The 22,140-nt window shown below is 66.9% G+C and carries 20 protein-coding genes; 13 read left to right on the forward strand and 7 right to left on the reverse strand.

Annotated features, from left to right (window positions below; genetic code table 11):
• The first annotated feature begins 141 nt into the window (after positions 1-141).
• The 4 genes from fliP to A9975_RS14525 all read left to right on the forward strand — a co-directional run bounded on the left by fliP (position 142) and on the right by A9975_RS14525 (position 3,181).
• A complete protein-coding gene (gene fliP / locus A9975_RS14510; RefSeq protein ID WP_173430752.1) occupies positions 142-831 on the forward strand; it encodes a flagellar type III secretion system pore protein FliP in 690 nt (229 codons plus the stop codon).
• A 34-nt stretch (positions 832-865) separates the two neighbouring features.
• Positions 866-1,135 (forward strand): flagellar biosynthesis protein FliQ, encoded by a 270-nt coding sequence (gene fliQ / locus A9975_RS14515; protein ID WP_043353410.1) that lies wholly within the window; start codon positions 866-868, stop codon positions 1,133-1,135.
• Positions 1,136-1,253: 118 nt separating this feature from the next.
• Positions 1,254-2,039 (forward strand): flagellar biosynthetic protein FliR, encoded by a 786-nt coding sequence (gene fliR, locus A9975_RS14520; RefSeq protein ID WP_183033389.1) that lies wholly within the window; start codon positions 1,254-1,256, stop codon positions 2,037-2,039.
• Positions 2,040-2,233: 194 nt separating this feature from the next.
• Positions 2,234-3,181: a methionyl-tRNA formyltransferase gene (locus tag A9975_RS14525; protein WP_183033390.1), complete on the forward strand. Its 948-nt coding sequence runs from the start codon at positions 2,234-2,236 to the stop codon at positions 3,179-3,181.
• 74 nt (positions 3,182-3,255) lie between these two features.
• On the opposite strand, the gene rtcA is transcribed toward A9975_RS14525, so the two are convergent.
• The 3 genes from rtcA to A9975_RS14540 all read right to left on the reverse strand — a co-directional run bounded on the left by rtcA (position 3,256) and on the right by A9975_RS14540 (position 6,922).
• Positions 3,256-4,275 (reverse strand): RNA 3'-terminal phosphate cyclase, encoded by a 1,020-nt coding sequence (gene rtcA / locus A9975_RS14530; RefSeq protein ID WP_183033439.1) that lies wholly within the window; start codon positions 4,273-4,275, stop codon positions 3,256-3,258.
• A 77-nt stretch (positions 4,276-4,352) separates the two neighbouring features.
• Positions 4,353-5,579 (reverse strand): RtcB family protein, encoded by a 1,227-nt coding sequence (locus tag A9975_RS14535; protein ID WP_183033391.1) that lies wholly within the window; start codon positions 5,577-5,579, stop codon positions 4,353-4,355.
• Positions 5,580-5,944: 365 nt separating this feature from the next.
• A complete protein-coding gene (locus A9975_RS14540; RefSeq protein WP_255503217.1) occupies positions 5,945-6,922 on the reverse strand; it encodes a hypothetical protein in 978 nt (325 codons plus the stop codon).
• Between the two features lie 214 nt (positions 6,923-7,136).
• On the opposite strand from A9975_RS14540, the gene rtcR reads away from it, so the two are divergent.
• Entirely contained in the window at positions 7,137-8,738 is a 1,602-nt protein-coding gene (rtcR, locus tag A9975_RS14545; RefSeq protein WP_183033392.1) for an RNA repair transcriptional activator RtcR, read from the forward strand.
• Here the strand turns inward: rtcR and bla are convergent.
• Entirely contained in the window at positions 8,735-9,622 is an 888-nt protein-coding gene (bla, locus tag A9975_RS14550) for a class A beta-lactamase (RefSeq protein WP_183033393.1), read from the reverse strand. The two genes, rtcR and bla, sit on opposite strands and share 4 nt — an antisense overlap.
• A 29-nt stretch (positions 9,623-9,651) precedes the next feature.
• Positions 9,652-10,452 carry a class D beta-lactamase gene (blaOXA, locus tag A9975_RS14555; protein ID WP_255503230.1) on the reverse strand — a complete coding sequence of 267 codons (801 nt, stop codon included), beginning with the start codon at positions 10,450-10,452 and terminating at the stop codon, positions 9,652-9,654.
• Between the two features lie 217 nt (positions 10,453-10,669).
• Between blaOXA and A9975_RS14560 the strand changes: the two genes are divergently transcribed.
• From A9975_RS14560 to A9975_RS14570, 3 genes are all read left to right on the forward strand, one after another.
• A complete protein-coding gene (locus A9975_RS14560; protein WP_183033395.1) occupies positions 10,670-12,337 on the forward strand; it encodes a hypothetical protein in 1,668 nt (555 codons plus the stop codon).
• 78 nt (positions 12,338-12,415) lie between these two features.
• Positions 12,416-13,966 carry a metallophosphoesterase gene (locus tag A9975_RS14565; RefSeq protein ID WP_255503218.1) on the forward strand — a complete coding sequence of 517 codons (1,551 nt, stop codon included), beginning with the start codon at positions 12,416-12,418 and terminating at the stop codon, positions 13,964-13,966.
• A complete protein-coding gene (locus tag A9975_RS14570) occupies positions 13,966-15,300 on the forward strand; it encodes a cytochrome-c peroxidase (protein ID WP_370564663.1) in 1,335 nt (444 codons plus the stop codon). Before A9975_RS14565 ends, A9975_RS14570 begins: the two co-directional genes overlap by 1 nt.
• On the opposite strand, the gene A9975_RS14575 is transcribed toward A9975_RS14570, so the two are convergent.
• The gene (locus tag A9975_RS14575; protein WP_183033397.1) at positions 15,297-15,872 is read right to left on the reverse strand and encodes a hypothetical protein; all 576 of its coding nucleotides are present in this window, start codon (positions 15,870-15,872) and stop codon (positions 15,297-15,299) included. The two genes, A9975_RS14570 and A9975_RS14575, sit on opposite strands and share 4 nt — an antisense overlap.
• A 428-nt stretch (positions 15,873-16,300) precedes the next feature.
• Between A9975_RS14575 and A9975_RS14580 the strand changes: the two genes are divergently transcribed.
• Both A9975_RS14580 and A9975_RS14585 read left to right on the forward strand, forming a co-directional pair.
• Positions 16,301-17,470: an MFS transporter gene (locus A9975_RS14580; protein ID WP_183033441.1), complete on the forward strand. Its 1,170-nt coding sequence runs from the start codon at positions 16,301-16,303 to the stop codon at positions 17,468-17,470.
• Between the two features lie 28 nt (positions 17,471-17,498).
• Positions 17,499-18,194: a glutathione S-transferase family protein gene (locus A9975_RS14585; protein ID WP_183033398.1), complete on the forward strand. Its 696-nt coding sequence runs from the start codon at positions 17,499-17,501 to the stop codon at positions 18,192-18,194.
• A gap of 694 nt (positions 18,195-18,888) precedes the next feature.
• Here the strand turns inward: A9975_RS14585 and A9975_RS14590 are convergent.
• Entirely contained in the window at positions 18,889-19,761 is an 873-nt protein-coding gene (locus tag A9975_RS14590) for a LysR family transcriptional regulator (RefSeq protein WP_183033399.1), read from the reverse strand.
• A 196-nt stretch (positions 19,762-19,957) separates the two neighbouring features.
• Between A9975_RS14590 and A9975_RS14595 the strand changes: the two genes are divergently transcribed.
• The 3 genes from A9975_RS14595 to A9975_RS14605 all read left to right on the forward strand — a co-directional run bounded on the left by A9975_RS14595 (position 19,958) and on the right by A9975_RS14605 (position 22,115).
• Positions 19,958-20,380 (forward strand): VOC family protein, encoded by a 423-nt coding sequence (locus A9975_RS14595; protein ID WP_150990449.1) that lies wholly within the window; start codon positions 19,958-19,960, stop codon positions 20,378-20,380.
• A 34-nt stretch (positions 20,381-20,414) separates the two neighbouring features.
• A complete protein-coding gene (locus A9975_RS14600; RefSeq protein WP_183033400.1) occupies positions 20,415-21,110 on the forward strand; it encodes a fumarylacetoacetate hydrolase family protein in 696 nt (231 codons plus the stop codon).
• A 237-nt stretch (positions 21,111-21,347) separates the two neighbouring features.
• Complete coding sequence (locus A9975_RS14605; RefSeq protein ID WP_255503219.1) at positions 21,348-22,115, forward strand: HpcH/HpaI aldolase/citrate lyase family protein; 768 nt, start codon at positions 21,348-21,350, stop codon at positions 22,113-22,115.
• Positions 22,116-22,140 lie beyond the last annotated feature (25 nt).

Raw genomic sequence — 22,140 nt, forward strand, 5'->3', positions numbered from 1 at the left:
CCTGACGCCTCCCGGCGCACTTTGCAACACCACCTGCAACGCCATCTCCGGTCCGTGCGCGAATGCGCCAGCCAACCCTCCCGGCTTGCGCTCGCGGCATTGCTGGTGAGCGCCTGCCTTGCGCTGGTGCTGTTGCCTGCCATGGCCCACGCGCAGGCATTGCCCGGCCTGACCAGCAAAGCCGGCCCGGGCGGCAGCCAGACCTGGTCGCTGTCGGTGCAGACGCTGGTCCTGCTCACCTCGCTGTCGTTCCTGCCCGCGGCCATGCTGATGATGACGGGCTTCACCCGCATCATCATCGTGCTGGGGCTGCTGCGCAATGCGCTGGGCACGGCCAGTTCCCCGCCCAACCAGGTGCTGGTGGGACTGTCGCTGTTCCTGACCTTCTTTGTCATGTCGCCGGTGTTCGACCGCATCTACACCGACGCCTACAAGCCGCTGTCCGAGAACAAGCTCAGCCTGGAAGACGCCGCCGCCAAGGCCGCCGCGCCGCTCAAGACCTTCATGCTCAAGCAGACCCGCGAGAAGGACCTGGCGCTGTTTGCCCAGATGGCCAAGGTGCCCGAGATGCAGGGCCCCGAAGACGTGCAGATGCACATCCTGGTGCCCGCCTTTGTCACCAGCGAGCTCAAGACCGCGTTCCAGATCGGCTTTACCGTCTTTATCCCCTTCCTGATCATCGACCTGGTGGTAGCCAGCGTGCTGATGGCGATGGGCATGATGATGGTGCCGCCGGCCACCATCGCGCTGCCATTCAAGCTGATGCTGTTCGTGCTGGTGGACGGTTGGCAATTGCTGCTGGGCTCGCTGGCGCAGAGCTTCCTGAACTGATCACGGGGCGCCAGCCCCACCCAAGGCCTTCGCCATGACGCCGGAAACCGTAATGAGCATCGCCACCCAGGCGATGAAAATGACCCTGATGCTGTCCGCGCCGCTGCTGCTGGTGGCGCTGGTGGCCGGCCTGGTGGTGAGCCTGTTCCAGGCCGCCACGCAGATCAATGAAATGACGCTTTCCTTCATCCCCAAGCTGCTGGCTCTGTTCGCCACCATGGTGCTGGCCGGCCCGTGGATGATCAACACCTTTGTCGACTACATGCGCGAAGTGTTCCAGGGCATTCCCGCCCTGGTGCATTGAGTCCGATGCGTCCGATGCGTCGGACAAGCCTGGCGTCGCACCTGGCTGCGCTGGGCAACCTCTGACGCCGCGATAGCCGCAATAGCCGCAACAGCCGTATCCGCCGCAACAAGCCGCCGTGCTCTCCGTCACCTCCGCCCAGCTCTACGCCTGGATCGCCGCCTTCCTCTGGCCCTTGTTCCGCCTGCTGGCCCTGATCGGCACCGCCCCGCTGTTTGGCGAGTCGGCCATCCCGAGACGCGCCAAGGTTGGCCTGGCGGCCCTGATGGCGGTGATCATCTCGCCCACCATCGGCCACCTGCCGCTGGTGCCGGTGTACTCGCTGGAAGGCTTCCTGATCATCCTCAACGAGGTAGGCATCGGGCTAGCGATGGGATTCAGCATGCGGCTGGTGTTCTCCGCCGTGCAATTCGCCGGCGAAACCATCGGCCTGCAGATGGGCCTTTCGTTCGCCTCCTTCTACGACCGCTCCGCCGGCGGCCAGACCATGGTGCTGGCGCGCTTTCTCAATGTGGTCGCCATGCTGATGTTCCTGGCCGTGGACGGCCACCTGATGCTGCTGGCCACCATCGCCGATAGCTTCGCAAGCCTGCCCATCGCGGCGCAGCCCCTCACCGGCGCCGGCTGGGCAGCGGTGGCCGCCTCCGGCGCCACCGTGTTCTCCTCGGGACTGCTGCTGGCGCTGCCACTGATCGCCGCGCTGCTCACGCTCAACCTCGCCATGGGCATCCTGAACCGCGCATCGCCGCAACTGTCGATCTTCGCGGTCGGCTTCCCGGTCACGCTGGGCGGCGGCATCCTGATGATGATGCTGATCATGCCGCAGATGAGCACCTTCATGGCGCGGCTGATCGAGGGCGGGTTGAGTACGGTGGCGACGGTGTTGGGGCAGTTTGGGCGGTGAGGGCCAAGTCTCGGCGGACCCGCCCCGAGCTTTAAGAATCCGTTTCAAATTGATTCTGGCAGCGTTGCGCAGCGGTGCCGTACAGTGATGTGTCGGCGGCCGCGGTTCCAGCCAGGGTCCTTTCGCTTCGCTTCCTGCTGAAGCGGCATCCATTTGCTACAAGCAGGGCCGCCCGACGATTCAGGAATCGATCGTTGAGCACCCCCTCTCCCTCCCTCGACACCGGTGCAAGCGCCGGCTTCGGCCCCGCCGCAGTGCGACCCGTGGCGGTACCCGCTGCGCCAAAGCGCTTCGCCATCACCGCGTCCGACCGTTATATTGGCGTCTTCGATGCCTTCGTCCAGCACGGATGGGAGCCGGTGAAGCTGTTCACCGCCCGCGTCGACGGGCGCATGCATCGCACCGACGCCATCCTGGGCCGCGCGGAAGCCCGCAAGATCGACATCCAGCTCTCACCCATGAATGACCGGTCACTCGACGGCCTGCGCGACCTCGGGTGTGACTTGCTGGTGGTGGCAAGCTACGCGTGGCGCATCGGAGACTGGGCCTCGCGGATCCCGATGGCCATCAATTTCCACCCCTCGCCATTGCCGATGGGCCGCGGCCCCTATCCACTGCCACGGGCCATCCTGGACGGTCTCGCCACCTGGGGCGTGAGCTGCCACAAGATCAGCAAGGACTTCGATCAGGGCGACATCCTGGCCCAGCGCCAGTTCGACATTGCCCCCGACGAAACGCATGAAAGCCTCGATCTGAAGGTACAGCGCGCCACATCGCGCCTGGCCCACGAAGTGGCCTTCAATCTCGATGCCCTGTGGAAAAACGCCGTGCCGCAGGGTGCGGGCTCCTACATCCCCTTCTGGTCCGACGCCGACCGTACGCTCGACTTTTCGCTGATGCCCGAGCGCATTAACGCGATGCTGCGCGCCTTCGGGCGCCATGAATGCCTGGCGCGCATCAACGGCAATGTGGTCCACGTCATCGACGCCCATGCCTGGCGCGAACCGCACAACCTGCCGCCGGGCGTGGTGGACCATGTCGATGGCGAGCGCTTCGTCGTCTCCTGCACTGGTGGATTCATCGCCATTCTCGAGTGGAACCTTTTGCCACCCGGGCAGATGCGGGGCACGGCGCCGCGCTGAGCGCACACGGCCGCGGGACGCCACGGGCGAATGGGGCGTTGCCCTCAGTCCCTCGGCCCTTCAGCCCCGCCCCCTCACGCAACCACCACCCGCGTACACCCCGCCACCGCTTCAAACCCGATATCCACCGGCAGGAACTTGGCAATCACCTCGGCATTGCTGCGCACGTGATTGGTCACTTCGTTCACGGTGAAGCTGCCGCCGCCCGCCAGGGCCATTGGCAGCAGGAGTTGGTCAGCCAGGTGCGGGCCGACCGCACCCTTGCCGGCCAGGTAGGCGCTGGCCTGGCGGCAGGCGGCGGCGGCCACGCTTTGCGCTGGGCGGCCCTTCTCGCCGAACTCGCAGAAGACCTCGGTCACGTGCTCGTGCGGCAGCGTCAGCAGCACGGCGTTGCCGGGGCCTTCGTCGTGGCGCAAGCCACCCACGTGCAACTGGCTGGCGCCCCATCCCATCTGCTCGCCGACGAGGTCGAGCTCGCGGCGAGCTACGTGGAACGGAACGCCGGCGATCAGCACGCGTGCATCGGGCTTGCCGGATGCGCCGCGCGCGTCCAGCGCCAGCGGGCGCCAGGCTGCGCCGGAGCGTCCGCTCACTGTCAGTTCGCCGCCGCCGGCGGGAAAGAAGCCGTGGCGGCGCAGCGCGAGCCCGGCGGGCGCGCCCATGCGGGCCATCAGCGGCAGCCAGGCATCGCGCAGGAAGGTGGCTGAGGGCGCCATGGGGTTGTGGGTGCCACCGGACAGGGTGAGCGTGAAGCCGTCGTCCCCCGAGGCGGACCACAGCGCCGGCAGCAGGGTCTGCAGCACCAGCGTGCAACTGCCGGCGGAGCCGATGGCAAAGTCGTAGTTGCCGGCGCGCACGGGCCCCGGCTCGAACGTCAGCGCCGTCGAGCCGATCGCCGCGCCTTCGGTGCGCGCGCCGCTGATCGCCTGCGCCGCCACCACGGCGGTCAGGTGCTGGCGCATCAGCCCGGGCTTGCTGCGCCGAGCGCGCACGTTGGCGATATGCACCGGCGTGCCGGTCACCATGGCAAGCGACAGCGCGGTGCGCAGTATCTGGCCCCCGCCCTCGCCGCAGGAGCCGTCGATTTCAATCATCACGGAAAACTCTTCTGTTCTTGTTGTCATGCCAGCGCCGCCAGGGACAGGTTCGTCCCCGCCGGCGGTTGCTGCCCTCAGCCCTTCACGCACACCACCTGCTTGAGCGTGTGGACGATCTCGACCAGGTCGGACTGCGCCGCCATCACCGCGTCGATGTCCTTGTATGCCATCGGGATCTCGTCAATGACTTCGGCATCCTTGCGGCACTCGACGCCTTGCGTGGCCAGTCGCTGGTCTTCCACCGAGAACTGGCGCTTGGCTTCGGAGCGGCTCATCGTGCGGCCCGCACCGTGGCTGCAGGAGCAAAACGATTCCGCATTGCCCTTGCCGCGCACGATGTAGGAGCGCGCGCCCATCGAGCCCGGAATGATGCCAAGCTCACCGGCCTTGGCGCTGACTGCGCCCTTGCGGGTCACCAGCACGTCTTCGCCGAAGTGGCGCTCCTTCTGCACATAGTTGTGGTGGCAGTTCACCGCCTCCATCTCCGTGGCAAAGGGCTTGCCGATCACGGCGCGCGCGGCGTCCAGCACGTTGGCCATCATCGTCTCGCGGTTGCGGCGCGCATACTGCTGCGCCCACTCCACCGCGAACACGTAATCTTCATAGTGCTCGCTGCCTTCCACCAGGTAGGCCAGGTCGCGGTCGGGCAGGTTGATGAAGTGCCGGCGCATGTCCGCTTGCGCCAGCTCGATAAAGGTGTTGCCGATCGCATTGCCCACCCCGCGCGAGCCCGAGTGCAGCATGAACCAGACTGACTGGCTCTCATCCAGGCAGACCTCGATAAAGTGGTTGCCTGTGCCCAGCGTGCCCAGGTGGTTGCGGTTGTTGGTGCGCGCCAGCTTCGGGTACTTCTGCGTGATGCGCTCGAAGTCACCTGCCAGCGCGGCCCAGCTCGCGTCCACCGCATCCGGCACGTCGCCCCAGGCGCCCTTGTCGCGCCCGCTGCGATTGTTGGAGCGGCCGTGCGGCACCGCCTTCTCGATGGCGCTGCGCAGCGGGCCGAGGCTGTCGGGCAGGTCGCTGGCGGTCAGCGTGGTCTTGACGGCGATCATGCCGCAGCCGATATCCACGCCCACCGCCGCCGGGATGATGGCGCCGCGTGTGGGGATCACCGAGCCGATGGTGGAACCCTTGCCCAGGTGTACGTCCGGCATCACGGCCAGATGCTTGAAGATAAACGGCATCTGCGCGGTGTTGGCGAGCTGCGCGCGCGCGCCGTCATCGACGGGCACACCGTGGGTCCACATCTTGACCGGGCGGCCGGTGCCGGACTGGAATACGTCGTAATTCTCCTTGCTCATGTCTTCATCTCTCTTTGCCTTGCGGCGGGACTGCGCTGGGGTTGGCCAGCAAGATACCAAATAGGGTGAGCGACCAGTGGTTGTGGAACCGGCGCTCTAATCGTAGGGCAATGCGGCATCGCCACGACAAGGATCGGCAGGATTTACGCTGCGTATGCCGCAGCGGCCGGAATTGAACCGGCAATCACCAGATGTAATCCTGGCCAGCATTCGTGGCGAGTCCGCATACCGCAGGCGCCACGCACGGCGGCTGGGGTATGCAGGCTCGGGGGCGGTAGCCAGCGACAAGGGATAGGACAGACAAGCCTTGGATGTAGTCTGCCCGGCATTCGCCAGTCACCGCCGAACTTCACAACTTCAAAATTTCAGAACCTCACAACGCCGTGGCCGAGATCTCGCCTACCCAGTGGCCAGCCTGCAACTGCCCGGCGGCGAAGGCGGCGACGATCTGGAACACCCAGTCGGAGAAGCCCCCGATGTTCAGGATGTCGTCGCGCTCCGGCGCCTGGCTGGACGCGTAGGGCTGCATATCCAGGCACACCAGCCGCGCCTTGGGATTGCGCTGCCTGAAACGCTCCCACTCCCGCAACGTGGCCGTTTCGCCATGACGTGCATCCATCCACGACTGGTTGGGCATCCAGGTCCAGCGATGCCAGCATCTGGAACGGCGCTGCCGGCACCGGCGCCTGCCGCCCTTCGGCCCGCGCCAGCTTGTAGGCCTCCAGGGCCTGCGTCACCGGTGGCAGCGCCGACACCTCGTACGGCTTGCCGATCAGCCGGGCAAAGAAGGCGGCACGCCAGGCTTGCGCCGGCTTCGGGTGCACCATCTTCACCACATCGGCCAGCGACGGGCTGGTGCCCACCGATGCCGACAGCAGCGCACGCTCATCGGCCGTGTTGAGCCATTGCTGCACCAGCTTCTTCGGCCGCGTGCCCAGCGACTTGCGCCCAGCCGCGCCGCTGCGCAGGATCTGCACAAAGGTGCGCAGCATCTTGCCGTTGTCGATCACGCGGCCGAACACCGCCGGCAGGTACTGCGGGCCCCGCACGGTCAATGTGGCCAACAGCTGGGCCGGCATGTCCTTCATATAGCCGCGCTCGCGGCAATACACGGCGGTCTTGGCGATAAAGGCCGGATCCACGTCCTCGCACAGCGCCATCACGGTGTCGAGCTGCGCTTCGGCGCTGGCGTAGAAGGTGCCGTTCAGGCAGCCCGTTGCCGCGTACTGCGCCAGGCAATGTTCGCGTCCCAGGGCATAGGCAGTGCCGCCCGCCTCGTTGATCGCGTCCGCCGGCGGCAGGAAGCGGCCACGCAGGCTTTGGAACAGATTGGTATTTGCCATTTGCATTCTCCCCTGGAGACAAGGTTGCGTCGTCTTCGATGGTCTCTATTTCGCAATCGGCGTGCCAGGGGCTGCCGGTAAGCAGCATAAAATACATAACCCAATGATTCATAACGATTTTTATTGGATTCCTTCATAAAATACCCCCATCTCCCGCTTGTTTGCCACACCCAATATCTATATATTTATATAGATATATATAAATACAGAGAACATGAAAAAGGTCGTCATCGGCTTCATCGGCACACAACTCGACCGGGGCAAAGGCTCCGCGCGCTGGGAAAAATGGCGGCCCGGCGTGGCGCTGTGCCAGCACGAAGACCTGCTGCTGGATCGCTTCGAGCTGCTCTATACCGGCCGCCACCGGGCGCTGGCCGAGCAGGTCGCGGCCGACATCGCCAAGGTCTCGCCGCAGACGGAGGTCAGGCTGAACCTGCTGGCGCTGGAGGATCCCTGGGATTTCAGCGAGGTCTATGCTTCGCTGCATGAGTTCACGCGCGGCTACCGCTTCGATACGGAGCGCGAGCAGTACTGGGTGCACATCACCACCGGCACCCACGTGGCGCAGATCTGCCTGTTCCTGCTGACCGAGGCGCGCTACCTGCCGGCCTGCCTGCTGCAGACCTCGCCGCCCTTGCGGCAGGCCAGCGGCCAGCCGGGCCACTACGCCACCATCGATCTCGACCTGTCCCGCTACGACCAGCTGGCCGCGCGCTTCTCGCGCGAGCAGCAGGATGCGGTGTCGTTGCTCAAGTCCGGCATTGCCACCCGCAACGCCGCCTTCAACCAGATGATCGACGAGATCGAGCGCGTGGTGCTGCGCTCGCGCGCGCCGGTGCTGCTGACCGGGCCGACCGGCGCCGGCAAGTCGTTCCTGGCGCGGCGCGTGTTCGAGCTGAAGAAAGGCCGCCACCAGCTCAGCGGCGGCTTTGTGGAAGTGAACTGCGCCACCATTCGCGGCGACGGCGCCATGTCGGCGCTGTTTGGCCACGTCAAGGGGGCCTTCACCGGCGCGCAGGGCGAGCGCACGGGCTGGCTGCGCTCGGCCCATCAGGGCTTGCTGTTCCTGGATGAGATCGGCGAGCTGGGGCTGGACGAGCAGGCGATGCTGCTCAAAGCCATCGAGGAGAAGCGCTTCTTTCCGGTGGGCGGCGACAAGGAAGTGCAGAGCGATTTCCAGCTGATCGCCGGCACCAACCGGGACCTGCGCGCCGAGGTGCGCGCCGGACGTTTTCGCGAGGACCTGTTTGCCCGCATCAACTTGTGGACCTACCGGCTGCCGGGACTGGCCGAGCGCCCGGAGGACGTGGAGCCCAACCTGGACTACGAGCTCGTGCGCCAGGCGCGCGAGCTCGGCAGCCAGGTGCGCTTCAACAAGGAAGCGCGCCAGGCCTGGCTGGATTTTGCGGTATCGCCGCAGGCCTGCTGGCGCGGCAACTTCCGCGACCTTGCCGCGTCGGTGACGCGCATGATGACGCTAGCCGACAGCGGCCGCATCGACGCCAGCGTAGTGGACGCGGAAATCGCGCGGCTGATCGACTCGTGGCAGGACGGCGCCCAGCAGGGGGAGGCGCAGGGCCAGGCGCTGGCGCAGGCCATCCTGGATCCCGCCGTGCTGGCCGCCACGGACCCGTTCGACCTGGTGCAGCTCGACTACGTGCTAGGCGTGTGCCGCCGGAGCAAGAGCCAGGCCGAGGCCGGGCGCACGCTGTTTGCCGTATCGCGGCTGGGCAAGAGCAGCAGCAACGACAGCGACCGGCTGGCCAAGTACCTCGGCAAATTCGGCCTGACCTTCGCGGCCGCGAGCCAGCCCTAGATTAGCGCCTCGGCCACGATCCGCGCGGCCGAGGCCAGCACGTCGTTGCGATAGGCGGCGTCCTTGCCGGGTTGCGTGAAATAGATGGCCAGCACAATGGGCGGCTTTCCGGGCGGCCATGCCACTCCGATGTCGTTGGCCGTGCCGTAGTCGCCGGAGCCCGTCTTGTCGGCCACCTGCCAGTCCGCCGGCACGCCGGCGCGGATCCGCATGGCGCCGGTGGTATTGCCGCGCATCCATGCCACCAGTTGTTCGCGCTGCGCCCCGCCCAGCGCATCGCCCAGCGTGAGCCGTTGCAGGCTAGCAGCCATGGCCGCCGGGGTCGACGTATCGCGCGGGTCGCCAGGCAGCGCGGTGTTGAGCTCGGTCTCCCAGCGGTCGAGCCGGAACTGGTCGTCGCCGATCGCACGGGCAAACGCAGTCACGGCGGCAGGGCCGCCGAGCAGCTTCATCAGCAGGTTGGCGGCCGTGTTGTCGCTGTACTGAAGGGCGGCCGCGCACAGCTCGGCGACCGTCAGGCCGTCGCCGAGGTGCTTCTCCGTGATCGGGGAATACGCGACCAGTTCGTCCTTCTTGTAGGCAATGCGCCGTTGCAGCAGCCCGGCCTGCGTTGCGCTGCGCTGCAGGACGGCGGATGCGGCGATCACCTTGAATGTGCTGCACAGCGCAAAGCGTTCGCTGGCGCGGTGACTCAGCCGCGCGCCATTGGCGGTGTTCAGCGCGGCGATGCCAAGGCGCCCGCCGGCTGCGGATTCGAGCGCGGCCAGGCGGTCTTGCGCCGCGACGCTCCCTTCGGTCCTGCCGGCCCACGAAGTGCAGGCTGCGGCGAAGGGGGCCGTCGCGGCGGCGAGCAGCAGCGTGCGGCGAGCGGGACAATGTGTCATCGGTCCTTTCCTGTGATTGAGCGGTTGCATCAGAGCGATCCCAACAGTCCCGGCAACGCCTGCATGAACGCATCGCGCGCGCGCAATCCTGCGCTGACAGGCTCCTTCTTCTCATCCTGGATCAGGCGCGCAAAGACGACGTTCCGGCCGTCCTTCACCGCCCAGCCGACAAACCATCCATAGCCGTGGCTCCAGTCCTCGGCGCCATCGGCCTGGCGCGGGGCGCCGGTGCCCGTCTTGCCGTAAACGGCCCATCCGTTCGGCAACTCGCCGAGCGCCATGATCCGGCTTGTCATGTCATAGGCATGCGCGGTCACGGGCAATTTGCGATTGACCACCTTTTGCAAAAAGGCAACCTGTTCCAGCGGCGAGATCTTCAGCGACGAGCTAAGCCATGAGCGCGTCAGCCCGTTGTGCTTGCCGGGGTCGCCAGAGATATCGCCGTTGCCATACTGGAACGCACTGATGTACCGCCCGAAGCGCGCCTGGCCAAGCTGTTGCGTCAACTGCTGCGAGTACCACACGACCGAGGTCTTCATCCAGCGCTGCGGGTCCGTGGTGACGCGCTTGGACGGGTTGCTCTCACGATACGCCTCGCGATACGGCATGGCTGGCGCGTGCTCATCGGCCAGCAGCCCTGCGTCGAAGCCCATCAGGCTGAGCGGGACCTTGAATGTCGATGCCGCGGTCACGCGCTGGTCGCAGGTGCCCTCTTGCTTAAGCAGCTTGCCGCTACTGGCATCCACCAGGACCGTGCACGTCAGCTCCGCACGGGCGGTTGATAGGGACAGCGCCGCGCAGAGCGCGGCAAAGATGGCGATTGGCTTCAAGATGATCTCCGTGATTATGAGCGCGATCGATTTGGCCGGCCAGGCCGGCGCACGAAACGGAGCATAGGAGCGCGGCGGCATGACGCCAAGCCCGCCGGCTGTAACCTGCGTAACTTATGACCCTCAGCACATGCGCGGATGGCACAATTCCCACACGCCACGCTAAAAAGTGCCGGCGCAAAATCCCGTTTCAACGCCCCACACACAACCGTCCCACATGCACCAGCCCGCCCTTGCCATCGAGCTATCCGCCCCCTATCTCGTCAACGGCGAGCCCGCGCGCTACCAGAGCCTGTGGCTGCTGGCCGCCGTCTGCGCGGCCGCGCGCAACCGCGGGGCCAGCCTGCCGGCGGTGCATCTGCAAACCCGCTTCCCCGATGCCGCCAATATCCGCATGATGGTCTCGCGCGCCTTTGCCGACTTCGCACGCTGGGGTGTGCCGGTGGGCTGGGGACCCGACCGGGGCCAGGGCATCGCGGGCCTCAACCCGGCGCGCCGCAGCCGCGGGCCGTTCTGGATCGAGCCGGCGGACAGCAAGCGCGTGCGCTTCACCGTGAATGGCCGCAGCGCTGGCGATGTGGCATTGGCGCGCTTCGTGGGGCTGGGCACTGCCGGCGCGAAGCACGCCGCCGCCCAAGCGGACGCGGCCCACCCCGCGGTTGACTACGTGATGCGCGATATCAGCTACTGGAGCCATCTCACGCAAGCCATGCGCGGCATGCAGGACGGTGTGGGCGTTGCCGGCGTTGCGGGTGGCGGTGCCAGCAACGGGGTAGCGGAAGCCCTGCGCGCCGCACAGCGCTGCGCCACCGACGATTTCCAGCACGCCTTCGCGCTGCTCAAGGAGAGCCTGGCCTGGCGGCGCGGCGACGACCTTGCGCGCAGCCGCGCGGCGCTCCAGCGCTTTGACCGCATCGTGGGCACCGGCACCGTGGACACGGCGGTGCCCACCTTCGCCGCGATGGCGCGCGTGGTGCGGGCCTGGGAGCGCTATGCGGGCAACCAGATGGAGGCGGCGCAGGCGGAACTGGAAGGCCTTGCCGCCGATCCCGCGCTGCAGCCCGTGGTGCGCTACAACCCGCGCGTGCGTTTCGAGACCCTCAACCTCGGTGCGCTGATCCACAAGACGGTGGCGATCCGCGACATGGCAACGCAGCCAGAGGCGGCGCGGCAAGCGGCCGAAGCGGCCGTGGCAGGCTTCTCCGGCGCCCTGCAGGCAGCCTATGAGGCGGACTCGGTGGATGCCGCGCAGCACGTGGCGGCCAACCTCGGGCTTTGCCTGTGGCTGTTCTGGAACCACGCACTGATCGATCCCCGGCGCGCCTGGCCCGCGGGCCAGGTGCAGCGCCAGGCCGTGCGCTGGCTGGGCTTGTCGGAATGGATCTGCGACCGCTTTGGCGTGGGGGGCGGCTCGGCGTGGAACATCATCTTCCTGCTGCGCATTGCGCGCGGCAACTGCGCGCAGGACGGCGGCGGGGCACTCAAGGCGTTTCGCGCGCAACAGCCACTGCTGCTGGATGAAGCGGTGGACGCGCTGCGCCCTTTCCATGCGCCCTTTGCGCGGGCCAAGGGCTTTATCAGCTGGTCGTCGCTGGCCAGCTTCGCGCTCGACGAGCACGACAGCGGCCACGTGCATTACGGCGCCCTGCCACTCGCCAACCTGCTGCTGGAGGCCAGCTGGTTCCACGCCTTCGAGCACGGTGCCACGCCTGCCGCGTTTGCCACGGTGGAGCGCCTGGCGGGGCTGCTCGGCAAGCTGCGCCCGGCGGAGCGCCGCTTCTTCGCCTCGGCCATCACCGCGCTGCCACGCGAGCTGCAACTGGCCGCCGCCGAAGCCATCCGGGCCGCGCGCAAGGCCAAAGGAACGCCACGCCGGCCAGGCTGACACATAACGTTCATCGTGCGGAAACATCACATCCGTATATTTCCGCTTGGCAATCAGGGATAACAGGGAAATATAAGAATGGATAACCACAATACCAACCGGCAAGCCGGTCCCGTCATGCGCGTGGGCGCTGGCGCCATCCTCGCGGTACTGGCTGCGGCCGCCGTGCTGCACGGCTGCGGCAGCGACAGCACGGACGCGGCGCCAGCCGCCGTGGCCACCGCGCCGGTCACGCCGTCCGGCGATGCACCCAGCGCCAGCGCCAACATCCAGGCCGCGTGGGTCGAGATCGGCGACAGCAACCAGGCCATTGCGCGCGTCATCACCAGCTATGCCGCGCCGGCCGTAGCCGCAGGCAGCGCGTTGCCTTCGAATTCGCTTTGCCCGCTGCTGACGGTGGATGGCGTGCAGCAACGCATGGCGCTACGGGTCGGTGCCGGCACGATGGCGCAGCGCACCACCGCCAGCGCCGCGGCCGACTCCAAACCGTCGGATTTCCCGGTCTCCGTGTGCGAAGCCACGCTGCCGGCCGGCGCCGCCGCTGCCAGCGTGGCGGGCCAGACGCTGCCGCTGCCCAAGGCCCAGCCGCAACGCGTGCTGGTGCTGGCCGATACCGGCTGCCGCCTGAAGAAGGCGGATAACGCCTACCAGCCTTGCAGCGATGGCACCGCCTGGCCGTTTGCCGCGCTGGCCACCACCGCCGCCGGCATGAACCCGGACCTGGTGCTGCATATTGGCGACTACCACTACCGCGAAAACCTCTGCCCGCCCGACATCGCCGGCTGCCAGGGCACGCCGTGGGGCTATGGCTGGGATACCTGGCAGGCCGATCTGTTCAAGCCCGCCGCGGCACTGATGGCCAAGGCGCCGTGGGTGGTCGTGCGCGGCAACCATGAAGAATGCGCCCGTGCCGGCCAGGGCTGGTTCCGCTTCCTCGATCCGCGCCCGTACTCGGACGCGCGCTCCTGCAACGACCCCGCCAACGACAGCAACGCCAACTACTCCGAGCCCTATGCGGTTGCGCTGGGCACCGGCTCGCAGGTCATCGTGTTCGACTCGGCCAAGGCCGGCAAGGCCGCGCTGCCGACCACCGACCCGCAGTTCATCGCCTACCAGAAGCAGTTCCAGACGGTGGGCTGGCTGGCCGCCAAGCCGGGCATGACTACCACCATGTTCACCAACCACCATCCCATCCTGGCCTTTGCGCCGGTGGCGGGCAGCAACCCGGCGCCGGGCAACCTGGCCCTGCAATCGGTCATGAGCAATGCCAACGCCCAGGCCTACTACCCGCCCGGCGTGCAAGTGGCGCTGCACGGCCACGTGCATGACTTCCAGGCAATCAACTTTGCCTCCAGCCACCCGGCCACCATCGTGTCGGGCAACGGCGGCGACAACCTGGATGTAGCGCTGCCCGATCCGCTGCCACCCGGCACGGTTCCCGCGCCCGGCACCGTGATCGACAAGATCACGCACAGCGCAAGCTTTGGCTTCCTGATGATGGAGCGCAATGCGTCGCCGGCCACCGGCTGGACCTTCAAGGCGTATAGCGTGGCCGGCAAGCTGATGGCAACCTGCGTGCAAACCTCCAATACGCTGGCTTGCGACAAGACCGGCTTCCTGGCGCCGTGATCGGGGCCCTGCGCGCCGCCAGCGCCGCCCTCGCCGCCATCTGTCTTGCGGCTGGCGCTGGCGGCGCGGCGCTTGCAGCGCCCGCGCCGGGGGTGGTGCTGATGCCCGGCGCCCCACCCGCCAGCGTGGTGGACACCATCGGCAAGGGCACGCCCAAGGTCGCCGCCAAGGTCGACCCCACCGCCGCCGTGTTCCGGCCCGATCCGGCGCTGGCCGCGCTGGGCAAGCGCATCTTCTTCGATGCGCGCCTGTCCGAGCCGCGCGGCATGTCCTGCGCCGGCTGCCATGACCCCGCGCGTGCCTTCGCGCCGACGCTATCGCCCGCGTCGCTGGCAGGCCCGCACGTGCCCCAGGGCAGCCGGCCCGGGCGCTTCAGCCTGCGCAACGCGCCCTCGCTGCTGTACGTGCGCTACATCCCGCGCCGGCACTTCTACCAGGACGACGACGCACCTTACGCGTCGCCCTTCGGCGGCCTGTTCGCCGACGGGCGCGCCGATACGCTTGCCGAACAGGCGCGCGGCCCCTTGCTCGATCCCAACGAGATGAACAACGGCACGCCGGCGAGCCTGCTGCGCAAGGTCAAGGGGACAGAGCTGGCGCCCGCGCTGGCGGCGCGCTTCGGCCCCACCGTGCAGACTGATCCCGAGCAGATGCTGCTGGCGCTCGGCAAGGCGCTGGAGGCCTACCTGCAGAGCGATGAGATGGCGCCGTTCAGCTCCCGCTTTGACGACTACCTGCGCCATCGCACGCCGCTGGCGCCGGCGCAAGCCCGCGGCCTGGCCTTGTTCAAGAACCCGGACAAGGGCAACTGCATGACCTGCCACACGCTCTCGGACACCGCCAGCCGGCCGGAGCGCTCGCTGTTCACGGATTTTGGCTATGACGCGATTGCCGTGCCCCGCAACCGGGCGCTAGCCGCCAACCGTGATCCCAAGCGCTTCGACAATGGCCTGTGCGACACCGCCCGCCGCCTGCGCTGGCCCGAGCCGGAGCAATGGTGCGGGTATATCCGCACGCCCGGCCTGCGCAATGTCGCGGTGCGCCAGAGCTTCATGCACAACGGCGTGTTCACCACGCTGCGCGATGCCGTGGCCTTCTACAACACGCGCTCGACCGACCCGGGCAAGTGGTATCAAGGCGGCAAGACCTTCGATGACGTGCCGGCGGCGTATCGGGGCAATATCAATATCAACTCGACGCCGATGAACCGGCGCGCGGGCACCAAGCCGGCCATGACCGAAGCGGAGATCGACGATCTCGTGGCGTTCCTGCGCACGCTGACCGATGCGCCCTATGTGGGCGTCATGCCGGCAGTGGAGGCCGCCAAGCCCTAAGGGCCCCGCGCCGCGCAGACGGCATCGGCCTCGAATCCGCGAAAGACCAGCTGCGTGGGATCGGGCTGCGGCTCGAACTCGCGGCCGTCCTTGCCGGCCAGCCGCAGCACCTGCCCGGTGCAACTCTTCGCCGCCGCGTTGCGCTGGTAGCGCAACTCGTATTGCCAGCCCGGCAACGGCACAAAGGAAACCCCCACCGCGCACCGATAGGGCTGCTCGCCAGCAGCAACCGCCGCTGCCGTGAGGTAGATACGCTGGCCAGCCACCAGCCACCGCTCACGCGTGCGGCCGGGCGGCTCCGGCGATATCCCCACCATGGCCAGGTCACGCTCCGTGCCCATCGCGGGCAACTGCTTGCCCGTGCCGCCCAGCAGAAGCGGCTTGGGTGGCTTCGGGCACCGGGTGGCGTCCACCACGTTGAAGGTCGTGTTGTCGTCCGTGTTGGTCACCAGCCGGATGCGGGCGGCGGGCGTGCCGGTTTCGACCCGGTAATGGGAAATGCAGCCGGACAGTGCAAGCGCCAGGACGCAGAGCGAGCCGGGCGAGATGGCGTTTTTGCGGACTTTCGACATGGGGATGCAGGAAAGTTGGCCACCGGCAAAGCATACCCGCTTTGATTTCATGACGGGTTCCCCCAAACGGCCAACCATATGGCTCATGGCACCAGTGGCCTACCCGGTGATGATGGAGGGGTTGTGGGAGACGGTGCGCCAGCCTTGACCTCGCCCGGCTAGCCAAACCCAGCCTTTGCCATATCCAGATTGACAGCGCTTGCACCCGGACTTACCCTCGGCCGGGTTATCTGATCGGCCCGCATATCGATATCCAATTCGATATCTCTTCACGGCTACGTGGCTTCACGGCTACCCGTGGTGTGCCGGTCGGATCACGACCAAAAAGAAAACAATAACAACAATACAAAGACAGAGACCGTTCCACCGTGCCCCCTCGCCTGTCCGACCTCCGCCCCGTCCTGCCGATCCTGATCGGCGCTTCCGTCATGCTGAGCCTGGCCATGGGCCTGCGCCAGAGCCTTGGCATCTTCATGCCCCCGCTGACCAGGGACATCGGCATCTCGGTGTCGGATTTCACGATCGCGATCGCGGTGCAGAACCTGGCCTGGGGGCTGCTCCAGCCCATGGCCGGCGCCTGGGCCACGCGGGTGGGGTTCCGGCCGTTGATGATGAGCGGCTCGCTGCTCTATGTGCTGGGGCTGGCGCTGCTGGCCACGGCGCACGGCATCGCAGGCGTGACGCTCGGCGCGGGCGTGGCGATCGGCGCATCGATGGCTTGCACGGGCAGCGCCATTGCCATGGCGGTGGCCGCGCGGCCGGTGCCGGCGGCATTGCGCAGCGCGGTGCTTGGCATCGTGTCCGGCGCCGGCTCGCTCGGGGCGCTGGTGGCGGCGCCGATCGGACAGGTGGTGGCGCAGTCGTTCGGCTGGCGCGTGGGCCTGGTGGCCTTTATCCTGCTTGCGCTGGTCATGCTGCCCGCCGCGTGGTACGCGGGCAAGGTGGATCGCCTGCCGCTGCCCACGTTGCCCGGCGCCGTGCAGCAAAATGCGCGCGAGGCGCTTGGCGCGGCCCTGCGGAACAAGGCGTTCCTGGTGATGGGCGCCGCGTATTTCGTGTGCGGCATGCAGCTGGTCTTCCTCACCACGCACCTGCCTTCGTATCTCGACATCTGCGGCATGGACCCGATGCTCAGCGCCAAGGCGCTCGGCGTGATCGGCGGCTTCAATGTGTTGGGCAGCCTGTTCTTTGGCTGGGCTGGCGGGCGGGTCAACAAGCTGGTGCTGCTCGGCAGCATCTACAGCGTGCGCTCGCTGGCACTGGCCTGGTACTTCTCGTCGGCGCCCACGCCGGGCAGCACGCTGGTGTTTGCCGCCGTGATGGGCTTCCTGTGGCTGGGCGTCGCGCCGCTGGTGGCAGGCTGGATCGCGCAGACCTTCGGCCTGCGCTGGCAGGCCATGCTGGGCGGCGTGGCGTTCTTCAGCCACCAGATCGGCAGCTTCGTCGGCGCGTTTGGCGGTGGGCTGGTCTACGATGCGCTGGGCTCTTACACCCTGGCGTGGCAGATCGGCGTAACCCTGGGTCTGGCCGCCGGGCTGGCGCAGATTGCCTTTGCGGTGGCCACGCGCCCGCGGCCGCCGCAGCTGATGACCACGTAGGCGGGCACTACGGCAAGGAGCAACCATCATGGCCCTGACGCTTCATTACCATCCGCTGTCTTCGTTCTGCCACAAGGTACTGATCGCGCTTTACGAAAACCAGACGCCTTTTTCCGGCGTTGTGGTGAACCTTGGCGACAAAGACTCGCGCGCCGCGTTCCTGGCGCTCTGGCCCATCGGCAAGATGCCGGTGCTGCGCGACGACAGCCGCGACGTGACGCTCCCGGAAACCACGATCATCATCGACTACCTCGACCAGCACTACCCGGGCGCGCAAGCGCTGCTGCCGGCCGACGACGATGAGCGCCGCGAGACGCGGCTATGGGATCGCATCTTCGACCTCTACGTGCACCTGCCGATGCAGAAGATCGTGGGCGACCAGCTACGGGCCGAGGCAGAGCGCGACCCACGCGGCGTGGCAGACGCGCGAGCCGCGCTGCGCACTGCCTACGACATGATCGAGCAGCGCATGGCCGGCCGCACCTGGATGGTCGGCGAGCACTTCACGCTGGCGGACTGCGCCGCGGAACCCGCGCTGTTCTACGCGGCAATGCTGGTGCCGTTCGCGCAAACGCATCCGCTCCTGGCCGCATATTTCGAGCGGCTGGTGGCTCGTCCTTCGGTTGCGCGGGTGCTGGCCGAGGCCCGCCCCTACTTCCACATGTTCCCGATCAAGGACGCCATCCCTGCGCGCTTTCTCCAGGGCGAGCCCCCGGCTGCCTGATCCTGTTTATGCTCCAGCGGCGCGAACAACACCGCGTTCGCAAACGCGGGCAGCGACTGGCCAGTGCCAGATGCTGGCCGCCGGCAAGTGGAATGGCCGGCAAGTGGTGCCCAAGGCTTGGCTCGACGCCAGCCTGCGCCCGGCCGCGGTAGTCGACGATAAATGGGTTGCGCCTGTTGTGGCCCTGCGACAAGTCTTCCTGGCCAGCCTGGCGGAATCAATGCCTGCGCGCTGAAAGGCATGACAGCGCATGCGCGGCATGTGCACCAATATGCGACGAATTGCCGCGCCAGCCGCCCGCCAGGTGGCGCACGCGGCAGTTCATCCGCCCTCCCCGCTCCCGCCTCGCCGGCCACGGGCAGCACCACCATTCCTAAAGCCGGGATAAGGCCGCAATGGCCCTGCTCCTCCTCGCATTGATCCCTCTTCCCGCTGCTTAAGATGCCGCCGCACCTCGCGAAACGCGACAAGGTGCCACAGCGTCGCAACCATCATGGAACAAGGCCCCGGCCCACGCCGGTGCAGCAGACATGATGAACTGGAATCCGGAACTTTGAGAATCTGAAGATTTGCTGGTCCGGCAGCGCCCTTGCGGGTGCCGCCAATTTGTCCTGGTCGCCCCGCGTGCGCTCCCGCCGCGCGGGGCGCTTTTTTTTTAGGATGCGGCAACGTTTGCGCGGCCCGGGCAAGGGCATCATGTTGTGCGCGCGGCCTCGGCGACAAGCGCATCGATCAGCGCTGCCATCGACGCGCGCTTGAGCGACGACTGCCTGACCAGCACGCCGATCTCGCGGAATATGGGTTCGCCGGGCAACGGTATCTCCACAACGTGACGCGCGGCCTGCAGCGGCACCAGCGCGGCCGGAATGATCGCGCAGCCCAGCCCTTCGTCGACCATCTGCAGGATCACGGCGGGCTCATCCAGCTCCATGCCTTCCTCCACCCACAGCCGGTGCCGGCGCAGATAGCGGTCCACCAGCTGCCCGCCCATGGAATGCCGGTTGTAGCGGATGAAGGGCATGGCCGCCAGCACCGCCTTCAAGTCGCGCGGCGAGCCCGCCGGTGCGATGCCGACAAAGCGCTCGCGCATCAGCGGCACCCATTTGAGTTCCTGCGGAATGCCGAGCCTTGGCTTGATCAGCACCGCCACGTCGAGCTCGCGGGCATCGACCTGGGTCAGCAACTGGGTCGACATGCCGGGGACGATGTTGACGTGCGTCTTGGGATATCCGGTGCGAAAGCGCTTCATGGCCCCGGGCAGGAGCGTGGCCTGCACGGTGGAAACGGCGCCAAGCTCCAGCGGCGTGGTGTCGGAGGCGGAATGCGCGCGGCCCTTCATGGACTCGTATAGCTCGACGAAGCGCATGGCTTCCGGTAGCAGCTTGCGGCCCTCCTCGCTTAGCGCGACCGATTTGCCGGCCCGGTCGAACAACGTGCAGCCAAGGTCTTCCTCCAGCCGGCGTATCTGGGTGCTCACCGCTGACTGGGTGAGGGCAAGGCGTGTGCCGGCGGCGGAAAAGGACGAGGTCTCGGCCGCCACAAGGAAGGTGCGGAAGTAGCGGATCATTTACGGATCATTTGGGGGTCATGTTGGGATCATGCGGGGGTCATGTGCAAATCACAGGCGGCATGACGTGATTCATATTTAAATTTTTGATGCTGAGCACAGAAATCATTCGTTTCATATTACGACTTCTGCTGATTACAATCAAACTCGGCAACACACCGACAACCCCCACGCACAAGAGACAAGAGCCCCTTTGATGAGCGCAACCCCGTTGTTCCACCTGGCCTTCCCCGTCAACGACCTGGAAGAGGCCCGCCGCTTCTACGGCGAGCTCCTCGGCTGCCCCGAAGGCCGCAGCTCGAACGCCTGGATCGATTTCAATTTCTATGGCCATCAGGTCGTCGCCCACCTCGCGCCGGAAGAATGCGGCCACCGTGCCACCAGCGCCGTCGACGGCGACGAGGTGCCGGTGCGCCACTTCGGCGCGATCCTGTCCATGGATGCCTGGGAAGCGCTGGCCGAGAAGCTGCGCGCTGCCAATACGCAGTTCGTGATCGAGCCGCATGTGCGCTTCAAGGGGCAGGTCGGCGAGCAGGCGACGATGTTCTTCCTGGATCCGTCGGGCAACGCGCTGGAGTTCAAGGCTTTTGGCGACATCAGCCAGGTCTTCGCAAAGTAATCCCTCCCCGCTTTCGTCACAAACGGACCCAGACATGACCGAATTCGTTATCCAGCCCGCCGAACAGGCAAGCGTCGCCGTGGCCGGCAGCAGCGCCCGCTTTCCCATCCGCCGCGTGTTTTGCGTGGGCCGCAACTACGCCGCGCACGCCCGCGAGATGGGCAATGACCCGGACCGCGATCCGCCGTTCTTCTTCACCAAGCCGGCCGACGCCGTCGTGGCCGCCGAGGGCACGGTGCCATATCCGCCGCTCACGCAGAACCTGCACCACGAGATCGAACTGGTGGTGGCGATCGGCAAGGGCGGCGCGAACATCAAGCCCGAACAAGCACTCGACCTGGTGTGGGGCTACGGCGTGGGCGTGGACCTGACCCGCCGCGACCTGCAGGACACCGCCAAGAAGATGAGCCGTCCGTGGGACTGGTCCAAGGGCTTCGACGCCTCCGGCCCTTGCGGCCCGCTGCACCCCGTGGCCAGCATCGGCCATCCCGGCGCAGGCCACGTGTGGCTCAAGGTCAATGGCGAGACGCGCCAGGAAGGCGACCTGAACGAGCTGATCTGGCCCGTGGCCGACGTCATTGCCTATGTGTCGCAAAGCGTGACCCTGGCACCTGGCGACCTGATCTTCACGGGCACGCCGGCAGGCGTCGGCGCGCTGCAGCCCGGCGACGAAGTGACCGCCGGTGTGGCGGGTGTCGGCGAGATCGCTTTCCGCGTGGGCAAGCGTTAAGACGCATTGCATCATCAAGACATACTATGACGTGGCTCACCGCGAGCCATGTCATAGCCTCAGCACGTTTCCCGCCTAGCTCGCGCCGCTCCGAGCGCACTAACTTTCCTCAAACCGGCCTTAACCTTGCCGCTTCGCTTGACGACGTGCCTGCGCGGGTTATACTTGCCCCACGTTGTACGATAACTTATGAGTCGGGCCACAGGAGACACAATGCGCGAGAACCGGATACGGACCATGTGGGCGAACGGCCAAGCCGTCGTCAATGGCTGGCTGTCCATCCCCAGCAGCTTTGCCGCGGAGACCATGGCCCACCAGGGCTGGGACTCCCTCACGGTGGACCTGCAGCACGGCGCGCTGGACTACCGCGATGCCCTCAGCCTGTTCACGGCGATCTCCACCACCGACACCATGCCGGTGGCGCGCGTGCCCTGGAACGAGCCAGGCATCCTGATGAAGGTGCTCGACGCCGGCGCATACGGTGTGATCTGCCCGATGATCAACACGCGCGAAGACGCGGAGCGTCTGGTCGCCGCCACCCACTACCCGCCGATGGGCACGCGCAGCTTCGGGCCGATCCGCGGCATGCTGTATGGCGGCCCCGACTATCCCGAGCGCGCCAACGAAACCATCGTCGTCTTCGCGATGATCGAGACCAGGCAGGGGCTGGATAACCTGGACGACATCCTGTCGGTCAAAGGGCTCGATGCGGTTTATATCGGCCCGTCCGACTTGTCGCTCGCGCTCGGCTGCCGCCCGACCTTCGACGATGTCGATCCGCCCGTCGCGGAGGCGATCGCGCACGTGGTGGCCCGCGCCAAGGCGCACGGCGTGGTCGCCGGCATCCACAACGGCGCGCCGGAAGCGGCATTGCGCAGGATCGAGCAAGGCTTCCAGTTCGTCACCGTTGGCTCCGATGCGCGCCTGATGGCGGCCGGTGCCCGGCAGGTGGTGACACAGATGCGCGACGGGCAGGCAGCCGGCGGCGAAATATCGGGATACTGAGCCGGCCCCGTTTTGGGGTCAGGAA

This window comes from Cupriavidus sp. UME77 (genome assembly GCF_014170355.1).
GTDB classification, from domain to species: Bacteria; Pseudomonadota; Gammaproteobacteria; order Burkholderiales; family Burkholderiaceae; genus Cupriavidus; species Cupriavidus basilensis.